Here is a 15,362-nt window from a genome sequence, read left to right as displayed (position 1 = left end):
CGCACTTATGGCACTCGCGACTCAATGTCCCCACTGCCAGACGACGTTCCGCGTCGCGCATGATCAATTGAAGTTGCGCGCAGGCCTGGTGCGCTGCGGCTACTGCAAGGAAATCTTTAACGGCATAGAGAATCTGTTGCCGTCTGAAGATGCCGCAGCATCCACACCAGCACCCGCGACACCTGCTGCGCCCGCCGTCGTCGAAACCCCATCTGTTCCTGCAACTCCGGTAGCACCCGTCTCTGAAGTAGATATGGATAACAGCGCTGACACAAGCAGCGCATCCGCACCGGATACCGCAGAAACCGAGACAGACGAAGCCGCAATCGAAGACCAAGCAGTAGAAGAAGAACCGGAAGTAGCAAAAGCACCGGCCGCCAGCAAGATAGATTTCGAGATCCCGGCCGGTTTTGAACGTGATGCGGATGTCTATGTACCTGATCCCGATTACGAAGCAAACAAACCCGAAGACCCGCTGCAGCGTATGACCTTGCTGGATTTCACCCGTGAACTCCCGGATGAAATCAATGCCGAAAACACCGCGTCCACCTACGACCCGAACGAGCTGGACCAGGCGATCAATGACTTGCAACGCAAACCCTGGCGCGGTAGCCGCAAATCGGCGAAAGCAGCGACCGAAGACGCACTGGATGAAGTCGATGCAGATGACGAGCCCGACTTCCTGAAACGAGGCAGGCGCAAACAACGCCTGAGCCGCAAGTTGCGCATTTTCCTCAGCGTCAGTTGCTTCATTTTGCTGATCGCGGCCCTGCTGCAGGGCACCTATATATTCCGCAATCAAATCGCTGGCTGGTTCCCGCAAGCCAAACCGGCGTTGATCAACGCCTGTGAATTACTGGGTTGCCGCATCGACCTGCCTGCCCAGATCGACCAGGTATCGATAGAATCCAGCGAACTGCAAACGCTCGCCAATGACAAAGATACGTTTGTACTCACTACGCTGCTACGCAACTACAGCAGTACGTATCAGGAGTGGCCGCACATAGAATTGACGCTCAACGACACCAATGAAAAAGCCTTGTTGCGACGCGTCTTCACACCGGCTGACTATCTCAACAATAGCGAGGATGTGCGCATAGGCTTTAGCGCCAACAGCGAGCGCAGCGTCAAACTATCGTTTGAACTATCGCAGCTGAAAGCATCCGGCTACCGCGTCTACCTGTTCTACCCCTGAACTCCTGCCATTGAACACCGTGCCGCAAAGCAGCGGCCCAGTGTATGATTGCGACCAATTTCTTATCTCTGGCCTATTCCATACTAAATATGAAATCCTTAATTTGCGGTTCCGTTGCATTCGATACGATCATGTCCTTTGAAGGCCGTTTCTCCGAAGCCTTGCTGGCCGACCAATTGCACAAAATCAATGTGTCCTTCCTGGTTCCGAGCATACGCCGCGAATTCGGTGGTTGCGCCGGTAACATCGCGTACAACCTGAAATTGCTGGGCGGCGATCCGCTCATCATGGCAACCATAGGCCAGGATGGCGCGTCCTATCGTGACCGCCTCGAGCAATTGCAGATTTCGCAGCAATGCTTGAAAACCATAGATAACTCCTATACCGGCCAGGCCTTCATCACGACAGATGCTGGCGGTAACCAGATCAATGCGTTCCACCCGGGCGCAATGAGCTACTCCCATTACAACAAGGTGGCAGACGCTGGCCAGGTCGCCATCGCCATCGTCGCACCAGATGGCCGCGACGGCATGTTGCAGCACGCACAGCACTGTGCCGACCTGAATATCCCGCTGATCTTCGATCCGGGCCAGGGCTTGCCTATGTTTAATGGTGATGAGCTGAAGAACTTCATCGACCTGGCAACCTATGTTGCAGTCAATGATTACGAAGCAGAATTGCTGACTGAGCGTACCGGCTTGTCACTGAAACAGATCGCAGAGCGCGTTTCGGCCCTGGTCGTCACCCGCGGCGAACAAGGCGCAGAGATATTCACCGGCAACGAACATCTGAATATCCCATGCGTTAAGGCGGAACGGGTACTCGACCCGACCGGTTGCGGCGATGCATTCCGTGCCGGTATGTTGTTTGGTTTGACCAACAATATGGATTGGGCGACGACCGGACGTTTGTCCAGTCTGATGGGCTCCATCAAGATTGCACACCAGGGCCCACAAAACCACGTATTGTCGCGTACAGAGATCGACGATCGCTTCCAGCAAGCTTTCGGCTATCGTCTGTAAGAAGGAAGTACTGCGGATCCGGCTCGGTGGCCGGACCGCATATTCATTACAGTAGCGCTGCCACCACGGTAGTGACCAACTGTATCGCTATGCGCAGCAGGATCAGCGCAACCAGCGGCGATAAATCCACCGAGCCTATCAAAGGCACTACCCGGCGCAAAGGCCGCATCAGCGGATCATTCAAGGCACGGACGAACGGTGCCAGCGGCGCACGCGGATTCACCCAGCTAAAGATCACTTCGATCAGGATCAGGCCGATCAGGCCATATAAAGCCCACTGCACGACGCGCAGCAAGGACAGGAGCAACAGCGTTTGCGCGCTAAAGCCACCCCGCAACAACAGGTCAACAGCTGTTGCCACCAACGCCACCAGGAAGGCAGCAATCACACTGGCCCAATCGTAACCACCGGCACCCGGTAATACTCGGCGCAACGGGCGTACCAGCCAGTCTGTCAGTTGATAGGTAAATTGTGCCAGTTCCATCGGTGGACGCACGCGCACAGCCTGCATCCAGAATCTGAGCAGCAAGGCACCGGCCAGCACGATGGCGACCGTATCGATAATCAGCGTAAAGATGCTATCCAGCACGGAGACTCCTTAAAAAAAAACCGCTGTGCGACCAAAGCCACACAGCGGGATTGTGCCTGAATTTAATCAGGCGCATCCAAGCGAACCTGGATTTACGGACGTGTGCCCGTTGGAAACGGCCATGCTGCTGCCGGATTCAACACCGTCTTAACTGCAGGCGCTGCTACTGCTGCTGGCTTAGCGGCAGGCTTTTTAGGCGCTGCTTTTTTAGCTGCAGGTTTTTTAGCAACTGCTTTTTTAGCAGCAGGCTTAGCTGCTGGCTTTTTTGCGGCTGCCTTTTTAGCTGCTGGCTTTTTAGCTACAGCTTTTTTAGCCACGGCTTTTTTAGCAACTGCTTTTTTAGCAGCAGGCTTTTTAGCTGCTGCTTTTTTGGCCGCTGGCTTTTTCTTAGCTACGACTTTCTTAGCAACTGCTTTTTTAGCTACTGGCTTTTTAGCTGCTGCTTTTTTAGCCACTGGCTTTTTCTTAGCAACGACTTTTTTCGCTACAGCTTTTTTAGCTACGGCTTTTTTCGCTACTGGCTTTTTAGCTGCTGCTTTTTTAGCCACTGGCTTTTTAGCTACAGCTTTCTTAGCTACGGCTTTTTTCGCTACTGGCTTTTTAGCTGCTGCTTTTTTAGCCACTGGCTTTTTAGCTGCTGCTTTTTTAGCTACTGGTTTTTTTGCTGCAGCTGGTTTTTTAGCTGCTGCTTTCTTTGCAGCTGGTTTCTTAGCTGCTGGTTTTTTTGCTGCTGTTGCCATTTTGTTTCTCCTTCACGTGATGGAAAAAATCAAGCTTCTAGGTTTGAAACTCTCCCGCACCATCGCGATGGTTTGGGCGAATTATTCATCGGCACAAGCGTGCTTGTTGCTTGCGCTAATGAATTCGGCTCCAGCTGAACTGCTGCATCCCCTCACTTATGCAGCACTTCAGCCTTGCTTGGCTATGCGTCCAACGTAGCGGAGCTCCCGCTATAGCCAAAAAAAACCCCAGCGCACACGCCGGCATTGAAATCCTCTTTCAAAAAAAACAACCCTTTTTAAAAGAAAAAAACCGCCGCACCTGACTGAATCAAGTGTTGCGGTTTGAGCAGATGAGATCGTATAGGTCTTCTACTGTTCATTAAATTTGGTTGTTGCCTTTCCTGTTTTACGCAGTCTTTGTAATTCCTGCTTGAGCGACTGCATCTTTGGAACTACTCTTTTGCTGCTTGTTTCGCGTTGCTCAGGCAACGCGATTTTTAATTATTTATTCCCAGTTGAGCGCGCCACCAGTTTGGTATTCGATGACACGTGTCTCAAAAAAGTTGCGCTCTTTTTTCAGATCGATCATTTCGCTCATCCATGGGAATGGATTTTCTTCTTGTTCAAACATCGGTTCCAAACCGATTTGTTGTGCGCGGCGATTTGCAATGAATCTCAAATAGCCTTTGAACATCGGTGCGTTAAGACCAAGCACTCCACGCGGCATTGTATCCTCTGCGTAACGATATTCCAACTCTACTGCGCGTAAAAACAACGTTTTAATCTCTTCGCGGAATTGCGGCGTCCACAAATGCGGATTTTCGAGCTTGATCGTGTTGATCAAATCGATGCCGAAGTTGCAGTGCATCGACTCATCACGCAGGATGTATTGATACTGCTCTGCAGCACCCATCATCTTGTTTTGACGACCGAGCGCGAGGATTTGTGCGAAGCCGACATAGAAGAAAAGACCTTCCATCAGGCAGGCAAACACGATGAGCGAGCGCAGCAATTTTTGATCATTCTCAATCGTGCCGGTCTTGAATTCAGGATCGGTCAGCGTCTCGATGAATGGGATCAGGAACTGATCCTTGTCGCGGATCGACTCGACTTCATTGTAAGCATTGAAGATTTCGCCTTCGTCCAGGCCCAGCGATTCAACGATGTATTGATAAGCGTGAGTGTGGATCGCTTCTTCAAATGCCTGGCGCAGCAAGTACTGGCGGCATTCCGGAGCGGTAATGTGGCGGTAGGTACCGAGCACGATGTTGTTGGCAGCCAGAGAATCGGCGGTAACGAAGAAGCCGAGGTTACGCTTGACCAGACGACGCTCGTCTTCGGTCAGGCCATTCGGGTTTTTCCACAGTTCAATATCACGCTGCATATTGATCTCTTGCGGCATCCAGTGGTTAGCGCAACCGGCCAGATATTTATCCCATGCCCATTTATATTTGAACGGAACCAGTTGGTTAACGTCTGTTTGCCCGTTGATGACGCGCTTGTCGGCGGCGTCCATACGGCGGGTCGGGTCGACTGCAGCAGCGTTTTTCGCTACCAGTGCAGGATCCAGTGCCACATCCTGTTGCGCCTGCGCGCGTGGTGCGGCTGCTTCACGCACTGGTTGCAACGCTGGTTGCGCGCCAGGCGCAGGTGCTGCCGGAGTTACTTCTTCATCCCAACTTAGCATGACTTATTTCCTTATTCGTATTCTGCTGGTGTCGTTACACCGTCGTTGCAGAACAAAAGCTCATAGTCCTTTGTCTGCTTTCTTTACATCTAGTTCAATCTCGCGCTGGCCAGCCGGTTTAATCCCGCCCTGCCAGCGCTTGGCTACCGCTTATTGGCAAGCTTCGCATTCCTCGAATCCTGCATCACCAGGACGCAACATGCAAGCAGGACCGTCTGTTTCTGCCGCTGCTTGTGGTGCTGCCGATGGAGCGCCCGAATCCACTGCATTCAACGCGCCGGTTTTGGACGTCGATTTCTCGGTATGCGTTGCACCCATGGTACGCAGGTAGTAAGTGGTTTTCAGGCCACGCAACCATGCCAGTTTGTAGGTGTCGTCCAGTTTCTTGCCGGATGCGCCAGCCATGTAGATATTCAGGGATTGCGCCTGATCGATCCATTTTTGACGACGCGATGCCGCTTCAACCAGCCATTTCGGCTCAACTTCAAACGCCGTTGCGTAGATGTCGCGCAAGTCTTGCGGAATGCGGTCGATCTTGGCCAGGCTGCCGTCGAAGTATTTGAGATCGGAAATCATGACTTCATCCCACAAGCCACGTGCTTTCAAATCACGTACCAGGTATTCATTGATCTCGGTGAACTCACCCGACAGGTTCGATTTAACGTACAGGTTCTGGTAAGTCGGTTCGATACATGCCGAAACGCCGATGATGTTCGAAATGGTTGCGGTTGGTGCAATCGCCACGCAGTTCGAGTTACGCATACCGTATTGTTTGATGCGTTCACGCAACGGTGCCCAGTCCAGGGTTTCTGTCAGGTCGGCTTCCAGATAGCCGCCGCGCTCTTCCTGCAGCAGCTTCAGCGAGTCTTGCGGCAGGATGCCACGATCCCACAGCGAACCACGGTAGGAGCTGTAACGACCACGTTCTTCGGCCAGTTCGGTCGATGCGTAGTAAGCGTAGTAGCAGACGGCTTCCATTGAGCGGTCAGCAAACTGTACTGCTTCATCCGAAGCGTAAGGAATGCGCATCATGTGCAGGCAATCCTGGAAACCCATGATACCGAGGCCGACCGGACGGTGGCGCAGGTTGGAATCACGTGCTTTCTTGACTGCGTAGTAGTTGATGTCGATCACGTTATCCAGCATGCGCATCGCGGTACGTACCGTTTTTTGCAGCTTGACGTGGTCCAGCTGGCCGTCTTTCATGTGGGCCGGCATATTGACCGAACCCAGGTTGCAGACTGCGATTTCCGAATCGTTGGTGTTCAGTGTGATCTCGGTGCACAGGTTCGAGCTGTGAACCACGCCCACGTGTTGCTGTGGCGAACGGATGTTGCAAGGATCTTTGAATGTGATCCATGGGTGGCCGGTTTCGAACAGCATGGACAGCATTTTGCGCCACAGGTCCAGTGCCTGAATTTTCTTGAACAGTTTCAGTTCGCCGCGCGCTGCCTTGGCTTCGTAGCCGGTGTAAGCCGCTTCGAACGCTTTGCCGACTTTGTCGTGCAGGTCTGGTGCATCGGATGGCGAGAACAGGGTCCATTCGCCTTTTTCCATGACGCGTTTCATGAACAGGTCAGGAATCCAGTTAGCGGTATTCATGTCATGCGTACGACGACGGTCATCGCCGGTGTTTTTACGCAGGTCGAGGAATTCCTCGATGTCCATGTGCCAGGTTTCCAGGTATGCGCAGACTGCGCCTTTGCGTTTGCCGCCCTGGTTAACCGCAACTGCGGTGTCGTTGACGACTTTCAGGAATGGAACCACGCCTTGCGAACGGCCGTTGGTGCCTTTGATATGTGCGCCCAGCGAACGGACCGGAGTCCAGTCGTTGCCCAGGCCGCCGGCATACTTAGCCAGCAATGCATTTTCCTTGATCGCTTCGTAGATGCCGTCGAGGTCATCAGCAACGGTGGTCAGATAGCACGACGACAATTGCGAACGTTGGGTACCGGAGTTGAACAGGGTTGGTGTCGAGCTCATGAAGTCGAAGCTGGACAGCAGGTTGTAGAACTCGATAGCGCGTTCTTCGCGGTTGATTTCGTTCAGTGCCAGGCCCATCGCTACACGCATGTAGAACGCTTGCGGCATTTCAATACGGGTATCGCGGATGTGCAGGAAGTAACGGTCGTACAGGGTTTGCAGGCCGAGGTAGCCGAACTGCAGATCGCGCTCAGGAACCAGTGCGTCGCCCAGTTTCTTCAGATCGAACTGGCCGAGTTTGGAGTCCAGCAATTCTGCTTCGATACCTTTTTTGATGAATTTCGGGAAGTATTCGATGTACTGCGCAGGCGCGTCAGCTTGTGCCACTTCCTGGCCAAATACTTCTTTACGAATGGTGTGCATCAGCAAACGTGCGGTTACGGTGCTGTATGCAGGGTCTTTTTCCATCAGCGCGCGGGCAGCCAGGATGGCAGACTTGTGCAATTCTTCAACCGGTACGCCGTCGTACAGGTTTTTAACTGTTTCGTGCAGGATCGCTTCAGCATCAACGTGTTTTTCCAGACCCAGGCAAGCTGCATTGATCAGGTCACGCACTTGATTCATGTCCAGCGGACGACGCTGACCGTCTTCGGTCACGTGCAATTGGTGTGCTTCTTCGACTGGTTTGGCGGCTTGCTGCTGCGCACGCTCTTCCATACGTTTGGCGCGGTATAGAACGTAAGCGCGCGCGACATCGTGTTCACCCGAACGCATCAGCGCCAGTTCAACCTGGTCCTGGATGTCTTCGATGTGGAAGGTGCCACCGGCAGGCTGACGACGGACCAGAGCATTGACGACGTTCGAAGTCAGTTGTTCTACCAGTTCGCGCACACGCGCCGATGCCGCACCCTGGCCACCGTTAACTGCCAAAAATGCTTTGGTTACTGCGATGGAAATCTTCGATGGCTCAAAACCAACAACTGCGCCATTACGACGAATAATGCGATGTTCGCCCAGACCAGCGGTCTGTGTATTGGAGGTCGACGGTGCAGTCGCGAGGGACGCGATATTGCCAATTTCTGTCGGTGACTTGGCTGAAATTTCTTGCGTAGAGAGCATTACGACTCCTTCAATAGGGATTGGGGGCAATATTGCCGTACTTTTTTTAAGAGAGAAAACCGGCTACTGCCGGTTTCGCGAAATTGTTTTGTCTCGATGACAGCTGCAGAACCAGGTTCAAATGAAAACCAAAGCCGCAGCCAGAAACACAGCTAGCTGTGTTGAATGCCCGTGCCAACATCGTTCTATTTATATATGGCATCTGCCCAGAGCCCTTACATCATATGAATTAACAAATTGCTTGAAGGTGCATCTACCTGAACAAACTTAAGGCGGGACCGAAAACTTACTACATCTAGTGTGAAAATCACGATCTGCACTAATTCTAGTGCGCGAGACGCGAGGATGCAATCAATTTTTCAGCAGTTTCAGATATATTTTTTTATAAGAATATATGGGATTGCATAGCTGCATTTTTTACATTACGCGGAAAGCCAAATCTGGTGCGGGCTCACCTGTATTTGCCTGTTTTTGCTGCAGGCGATAACGTGCCTGATACTCTGCCCAATCGAAAAAAGGTCCCGGATCCGTTTTGCGACCAGGCGCGATATCTTCATGTCCGGTCACATGCATCAGCGGGTAAGCCACCTTCAGTGCTGCCGTCAACGCCGCCAACGCGCTGTACTGCGCATCCGCAAAAGCAGCAAAGTCGGTACCTTCCAATTCGATCCCGATCGAAAAATCGTTGCACCGCTCCTGTCCGCAAAAGGACGAAACCCCGGCATGCCAGGCCCGGTCATGCGCGGAAACAAATTGCATCACCGCACCATCACGCCGGATCAGGAAGTGTGCAGAAACACGCAAAGGCCGCAGCTGATCAAAATACGGGTCGGCATCATAATCCAATTTGTTCAGGAACAGGTCAGCAATATACGGTCCGCCAAACTGCGACGGCGGCAAGCTGATGTTATGTATCACCAGTAATGCAATTTCTGTTCCTTCTGCCCGTGCGTCAAAATTGGGCGAAGGCAGGTGCTCTGCCCCGATAGCCCAACCCGCGGCGTCGATCCGGAACTGCGTTGATGGCTGGCCCAAAGTCTTATTCCGGTGCATTGATGTCGAGCCGCTGCATCCGATAACGCAACTGGCGGAAGCTGATGCCGAGCAATTCGGCGGCCTGGGTACGGTTGAACTGGGTTTTGCTCAAGGCACGGCGGATGATTTCACGCTCGACGTCATCCAGGTGATCCGGCAAGGAACCGGGTATATCGTTAATGGCTGTCAACGCCGGGGCGTCCTGCACCACCACTTTAGACTCGGCCAGCGCTGCGACTGATTGCTCTGCTTCCGCTACCGCAACCGTCTTGGGCGTATATGCGGCCTTCAGCACCAGGTCGCCTACTTCGATCACGCCGTCATTGGCAAAGGCCAGCGCACGTTCCAGTATGTTTTCCAGTTCACGCACATTGCCGGGGAAGGAATAATCCAGCAAGGCATCCAGTGCCGCCGGAGCCAGGCTGACCGGCTCGGTATCCAGACGCGTCAGGATGGCTTGCGCCAGCAAGGCAATATCGTCGAGGCGTTCGCGCAAAGGCGGCAAATTCAATTCAATGACATTCAGGCGGTAATACAAATCCTGGCGGAAGGTACCGCGTCCCACGCAATCAAGCAGGTTTTGATGAGTCGCACTAATAATACGTACATCGACCGGCTCTTCCACCGTCGCCCCGACTTTGCGCACACGACGCTCCTGAATTGCGCGCAGCAGCTTGACCTGCATCGCCAGCGGCAGGTCGGCCACCTCATCCAGCAGCAAGGTGCCGCCGTTCGCCGCCTGGAAGAAACCATCACGGTCATCAACCGCACCGGTAAACGCACCTTTACGGTAACCAAAGAACTCCGCTTCCATCAGCGCTTCCGGGATGGCGCCGCAGTTAACGGCTACAAACGGTTTGTCGCTGCGACCACTCTGTGCATGAATATCGCGGGCCGCCAATTCCTTGCCGCTGCCGGACTCACCACTGATGGCAACCGGTGCCATGCTGCGCGCCAGGCGGGCAATCTGTGCCCGCAGTGCCTGCATCGCTGCCGACTGCCCCATTAGACGCAAGGCTGGTGTGACTGCCACTTTGACGCTAGGCTGCTCATCGAACTGGCTGATACGCAAGGCGGAACGCACCATGACGCGCAATTGCTCCAGCCCGACCGGTTTCGACAAATAATCAAAAGCACCGGCTTTCAAAGCCACCACCGCATTGTCAGCACTACCGAAAGCGGTAATCACAGCGACCGGGGTGTTTTTATATTGCGCAGTAATTTCCTGCACCAGCTCTATGCCCAGGCCATCCGGCAAGCGCATATCGGTCAAGACCAGCGCATATTCATGTTGCTTCAGATAATCGCGCGCAGTAGCCAGGTCGGATGCGCTGTCGATATCCAAACCCATTTTGACGAGTGTAATTTCCAGCAACTCGCGCAGGTCCGCCTCATCATCGACGATAAGAATACGAGGAGATGTCATGGTGCGCAGTGTGTAGGGTTGAAGGACATTTAAACAGCTTCGTTAGTGGCAAAAGTAATCACAAACCGACCTGAGGGCTTACCCGACTCCTCATCCGTCCGGTACTCATAGTTCAGCATCGCGCCATTATTCAGGCACAGCTCGCGCGCCAGATACAGACCGAGGCCGGTACCCTTGTTGGAGGTCGTATAAAACGGCTCGAACAGATGAGCACGTACCGCAGGCGTGATCTGCGCGCCGTCATCCTGTACGTGCAACTCCAGCCGATGGCCGGGCGTCGCTACTATATATATACGTATACTGGCGGCGGCTCCACTGGCGTAGCGTAACGCATTTGTCAGCAAGTTCAAGACGATTTCGCGCAAATGCAACGGATCGAAACGGACTTTATACGGCTTCATGTCAGACACTGTGATCATGCCATCCTTGATCTCGTGCAGCTCATTTAATTCGTTCAGCAAGTCTTCGAACAGCAGATCCAGGCTTAGCGGCTCGTGGTACTGGTGTGCCTTGCGCGACAGCTTCAGGATGTCTTCTATCATCCGGTTCAGGCGTGCCACGTTGTCGCTGATAATGGCGAGCAGGCGCTGCTGGCCGGAGCTGAGCTCATCTTCTTTCAGCAAAGAAGTCGCATGGCCTATCGCCGACAAGGGATTGCGCACCTCATGCGCAATGCTGGCGGTGAGCCGCCCCATGGACGCCAGCTTCAATTGCTGCGCCTGGTTTTCAATCTCGCTGACATCCTGCAGGAAAATCACGACCCGGTCTTCCTGCACGCCATCGGCATCGACCCGGGCAAAGCGCAGTTTCAAATGCGTCATCAATTCACGACGTCCACCCATGATGGTACTACCGCCTTGCAAGGTGTTTTCTTCCGTGTGTTTGATGAATACAAAAGTCGGAGTCTGCTGCAATGTGTTGGGCTGCGTCGGTGCGCGCAAGCCGGAACGTGCGCCCCAGGCGGAATAAGCGGCAGCGATCGGTGCCAGCCACACCATATCGGACAACCTGCCGTAGTCACCTACGTGTGGAAAAGTCAGGCCGAGCATACGTGCTGCTGCCGGATTGCTGGTAAGTACGCGACCTTTACGATCCACCACCAAAATGCCATCCTCCATATCGGCGATCACCAAACGATTGATTGCCTGTTGCACATGCAAGGCGCGACCACGGCCGCGTGCCAGCGTTTCCTGTTTGATCAGGCGCGCCGCCAGCCGGTTAATGGCAAAGATGATGATGAAAAACGCTGCGCCATACAAACCGACTTGCGAAGACGAAATGTCGGCGTTGTCATTCAATAATTGATAGCCGTTTTCTGCCAGCAGGACCAGCGTCGCCGCAGAAACGAAGAAGAGCGCCAGCACCAGTGGCGTCAGAATCGCACCACCAGCCAGCGGGAATAAATAGAGGATGGCGAGACCGCTCTTGAGACCGCCCGCGGTCAGGTACAGCATGGAGATGGCGACGATATCTACCGATACCTGCACCACGACCTGCAACAGGAAGCGACGGCGCCAGTACAGTGACAACAAGACAAACAGCAAACCCAGCACCAGGTACACCACGCAGGCGCCCCAGAAATTTTCCTTATGCAGCCACAGCTTGGATGAGCCCATGCCGAAGTAACCGAACAAAACTGCGGCAATCAGGGTGCGCGTCAGCGCAAAAGCCTGCAAAGTACGCCAGAAGGTATCCCGCGTATCCGCTGCCACCGGTTTGGTATTCACCATGTATCAGCGCGCCAGATGCTGACGGCGATGTTCATCGCTGCAAAAGGCCAGGCTGGAAGTCCCCAACACCGCCTCGGATGCGGGGAAATGGGTGCCGCAATGGGCACAGCTGAGCATAGTCTCGGTCTCGCCGGTCGCGGCTGGCGGGCGAGTTTGCGCTTTTGGCGGCTCAGCCTTGTTCGACTTTTTGCTGCGCAGTATCCAGATCACTGCGACGATTACACCAGCCCATAACAACAACTTCATGCCAGGCTCCGGTGCAGGATTACTTCAAATACAAAACGGCTGCCGACATACGCCAGGAACAGGGTAGTAAACCCCGTCAGTGTAAAACTAAGCGCAGTCTTGCCACGCCAGCCGCGCCATCTGCGTCCGGCCAGCAAGACACCGAACAAAATCCACGACAGCATCGTGAAGATGGTTTTATGTTCCCATTTAAATGCCTTGCCGAATAACTCTTCGGAAAACACCACGCCCGACAATACCGTCAGCGTCAACAGGAAGAAACCGATGCCGATCAGGCGGAACAGCAATTTCTCCATCGTCAGCAATGCTGGTAACCGGTCGATCGCCAGCGCAAACCAGCCGGTCTTTTGTACACTCAGACGGGTATGCAGCTTGGATTCCTGCAACGCCATCAGCACTGCGTGAAAGGCCGCGATGGTCAGCGTGCTGTAAGCCAGCATCGCAATCGCAATATGCCAGGGAAATAGTGCCGACTTGCCATCCAGCGGGATCAGGCTGCCGGGAAACACCGTGGGCAGCAATACGCCGATGGCCGCGCTGGGCAAAACCAGAACACGTAAACCATCGAGACTGAAATTGCGATTTTCCAGCCAGTAAATCGCGACCGAAATCCACAAGGCACCGGACAACATGATGGCAAATCCCATCCGCAAGACACCATGCCCGATCACATCAACCCACAGCGCAGCCCCGTGCAGCAGCCAGCCGATCAGGGTGCCGGTAGAGATTGCCGTGTGCTGTTTCGACGGCAGGAATGCGCAAGCTGCGTAGAACAATGCAGCCAAGACAAAGAAGTATGTGTACATCGCTTAAGTTTACACCATGTAAGGCCAGCACCCCGGTCGGCAGGACCAGCGGCGCGCCGCTTTTGCAGCTCACTGGCAGCAGCTTTGTGTCTGCCGTGAAATTGCTCCCGTGACATTACCACTAGCCGGACACAAACGCGCGTACTAGATGCGTTTGCGCGATAAAAATTTGCCAGGCCAGGGCCGACCCAAGCAGGCGTCTATATATAGATAGCAGGCCAGCAACTATCTCAGGCCAGGCGGCGCATCCGCCAGCGCATCGGTTAAAATGAGACTTTCGCCATACTGTGCCGCAAGCCGCTTTAGCGCTGTCGCCCTTGGCATCACCGTTTAGTCAGACTCACACCAGCCACTATCCATGCTCGACAATCTCACCCAACGCTTAGCCAAAGCCGTCAAAACCATGCGCGGAGAAGCGCGCCTGACGGAAACCAATACTGCAGAAATGCTGCGCGAAGTCCGTCTGGCCCTGCTCGAAGCCGACGTTGCCTTGCCCGCCGTGCGCGAATTCATCAGCCGCGTCAAAGAAAAAGCGATGGGCGAAGATGTAGTGGGCTCGCTCACACCTGGCCAGGCACTGGTCGGTGTCGTACAGCGCGAACTGGCTGCCATCATGGGCGGCGATCTCGGTCCGGAAGCATCACAACTGAATTTTGCCACCCAGCCGCCCGCCATTATCCTGATGGCCGGTCTGCAAGGTGCAGGTAAAACCACCACCGTCGGTAAGCTGGCCAAATACCTGCGCGAGCAAAAGAAGAAAAAAGTCCTGACCGTTTCCGCCGACGTCTACCGTCCGGCCGCTATCGGCCAGCTGGAAACCGTCACCGCACAAGTCGGTGCTGACTTCTTCCCGTCGCAGCCGACTGACAAGCCGGTCGACATCGCACTGGCCGCACTGGACTATGCGAAACGCCATTATCACGACGTACTGATCATCGATACCGCCGGTCGCCTCGGCATAGACGAAGCGATGATGCAGGAAATCAAAGCCCTGCATGGTGCCGTCAAACCGATAGAGACCCTGTTCGTGGTCGACGCGATGCTGGGTCAGGATGCAATCAATACGGCCAAAGCCTTTAGCGATGCACTGCCACTGACCGGTATCGTGCTGACCAAACTGGATGGTGATTCACGCGGCGGTGCCGCACTTTCGGTACGCCACATCACCGGCAAACCGATCAAATTCGCTGGTGTCGCAGAAAAACTCGATGGCCTGGAAGCGTTCGATCCGGCTCGTATGGCCGACCGTATCCTCGGTATGGGCGACATCCTGGCGCTGGTGGAAGAAGCCCGCAAAGGCGTCGACATGGAAGCGGCGCAAGGCCTGGCCAATAAAATCAAGGTCGGCGGCAAGTTCGATTTGAACGACTTCAAATCGCAACTGGCGCAAATGAAGAAAATGGGCGGCATGTCCAACCTGATGGATAAACTGCCAGCGCAACTGCAGCAAGCCGCCGCTGGCGCGAATATGGGCATGGCTGACAAACAGGTGGTCCGCATGGAAGGCATCATCAATTCGATGACGCCGCAAGAACGTGCCAAACCAGAGCTGATCAAGGCTTCGCGCAAACGCCGTATCGCTACCGGCGCAGGCGTCCAGGTGCAGGAAGTCAACCGCATGCTGGCGCAATTCGATCAAATGCAGACCATGATGAAGAAGCTCAAAGGCGGCAATATGATGAAAATGATGCGCGGCATGAAGGGTATGCTACCCGGCATGCGCTGATTTTTCCCGCCATTTAGACAAAAAGCCCGGCTCGCAAGACCGGGCTTTTTCTTATTCTGCCACCGCTACATCCCGACCTTTTTACTGATCCGCACAAAAAAGGGAGGAATGCGGTGCCGTCTTTCCGATTCGCTGC

The 15,362-nt window shown here is 54.1% G+C and carries 12 protein-coding genes; 3 read left to right on the top strand and 9 right to left on the bottom strand.

What is annotated here, in order from left to right:
- The first annotated feature begins 7 nt into the window (after window positions 1–7).
- The gene (locus H7U06_RS04495) at window positions 8–1,195 is read left to right on the top strand and encodes a DUF3426 domain-containing protein (protein ID WP_175624966.1); all 1,188 of its coding nucleotides are present in this window, start codon (window positions 8–10) and stop codon (window positions 1,193–1,195) included.
- 89 nt (window positions 1,196–1,284) lie between these two features.
- Entirely contained in the window at window positions 1,285–2,217 is a 933-nt protein-coding gene (locus H7U06_RS04490) for a carbohydrate kinase family protein (protein ID WP_175624965.1), read from the top strand.
- A gap of 46 nt (window positions 2,218–2,263) precedes the next feature.
- Here H7U06_RS04490 and H7U06_RS04485 read toward each other — a convergent pair whose 3' ends face one another.
- From H7U06_RS04485 to H7U06_RS04445, 9 genes are all read right to left on the bottom strand, one after another.
- Window positions 2,264–2,806, bottom strand: a complete 543-nt coding sequence (locus tag H7U06_RS04485) for a YggT family protein (RefSeq protein WP_175624964.1) — start codon at window positions 2,804–2,806, stop codon at window positions 2,264–2,266.
- 92 nt (window positions 2,807–2,898) lie between these two features.
- Window positions 2,899–3,546 carry a histone H1-like DNA-binding protein gene (locus tag H7U06_RS04480; protein WP_175624963.1) on the bottom strand — a complete coding sequence of 216 codons (648 nt, stop codon included), beginning with the start codon at window positions 3,544–3,546 and terminating at the stop codon, window positions 2,899–2,901.
- 487 nt (window positions 3,547–4,033) lie between these two features.
- Window positions 4,034–5,215 (bottom strand): ribonucleotide-diphosphate reductase subunit beta, encoded by a 1,182-nt coding sequence (locus H7U06_RS04475; RefSeq protein WP_175624962.1) that lies wholly within the window; start codon window positions 5,213–5,215, stop codon window positions 4,034–4,036.
- A 150-nt stretch (window positions 5,216–5,365) separates the two neighbouring features.
- Window positions 5,366–8,257, bottom strand: coding sequence for a ribonucleoside-diphosphate reductase subunit alpha (locus tag H7U06_RS04470; RefSeq protein ID WP_175624961.1), 2,892 nt, complete (start codon window positions 8,255–8,257; stop codon window positions 5,366–5,368).
- 417 nt (window positions 8,258–8,674) lie between these two features.
- A complete protein-coding gene (gene ampD, locus H7U06_RS04465; protein ID WP_175624960.1) occupies window positions 8,675–9,310 on the bottom strand; it encodes a 1,6-anhydro-N-acetylmuramyl-L-alanine amidase AmpD in 636 nt (211 codons plus the stop codon).
- A complete protein-coding gene (locus tag H7U06_RS04460; RefSeq protein ID WP_175624959.1) occupies window positions 9,297–10,718 on the bottom strand; it encodes a sigma-54 dependent transcriptional regulator in 1,422 nt (473 codons plus the stop codon). Before H7U06_RS04460 ends, ampD begins: the two co-directional genes overlap by 14 nt.
- A gap of 29 nt (window positions 10,719–10,747) precedes the next feature.
- Window positions 10,748–12,448: a PAS domain-containing sensor histidine kinase gene (locus tag H7U06_RS04455; protein ID WP_175624958.1), complete on the bottom strand. Its 1,701-nt coding sequence runs from the start codon at window positions 12,446–12,448 to the stop codon at window positions 10,748–10,750.
- A gap of 3 nt (window positions 12,449–12,451) precedes the next feature.
- Window positions 12,452–12,694 (bottom strand): PP0621 family protein, encoded by a 243-nt coding sequence (locus tag H7U06_RS04450; protein WP_175624957.1) that lies wholly within the window; start codon window positions 12,692–12,694, stop codon window positions 12,452–12,454.
- On the bottom strand, window positions 12,691–13,500 hold the full coding sequence (locus H7U06_RS04445; RefSeq protein ID WP_175624956.1) for an inner membrane protein YpjD: 810 nt from the start codon (window positions 13,498–13,500) through the stop codon (window positions 12,691–12,693). Before H7U06_RS04445 ends, H7U06_RS04450 begins: the two co-directional genes overlap by 4 nt.
- A 358-nt stretch (window positions 13,501–13,858) precedes the next feature.
- Between H7U06_RS04445 and ffh the strand changes: the two genes are divergently transcribed.
- Window positions 13,859–15,226: a signal recognition particle protein gene (gene ffh, locus H7U06_RS04440; RefSeq protein WP_175624955.1), complete on the top strand. Its 1,368-nt coding sequence runs from the start codon at window positions 13,859–13,861 to the stop codon at window positions 15,224–15,226.
- The last annotated feature ends 136 nt before the right edge of the window (window positions 15,227–15,362 follow it).

This window comes from Herminiimonas sp. Marseille-P9896, from assembly GCF_903993245.1.
Lineage (GTDB): Bacteria > Pseudomonadota > Gammaproteobacteria > Burkholderiales > Burkholderiaceae_D > Oxalicibacterium > Oxalicibacterium contaminans.
The sequence above is the reverse complement of the archived record's forward strand: the minus strand, read 5'-3'. Positions and strand labels throughout refer to the sequence as shown.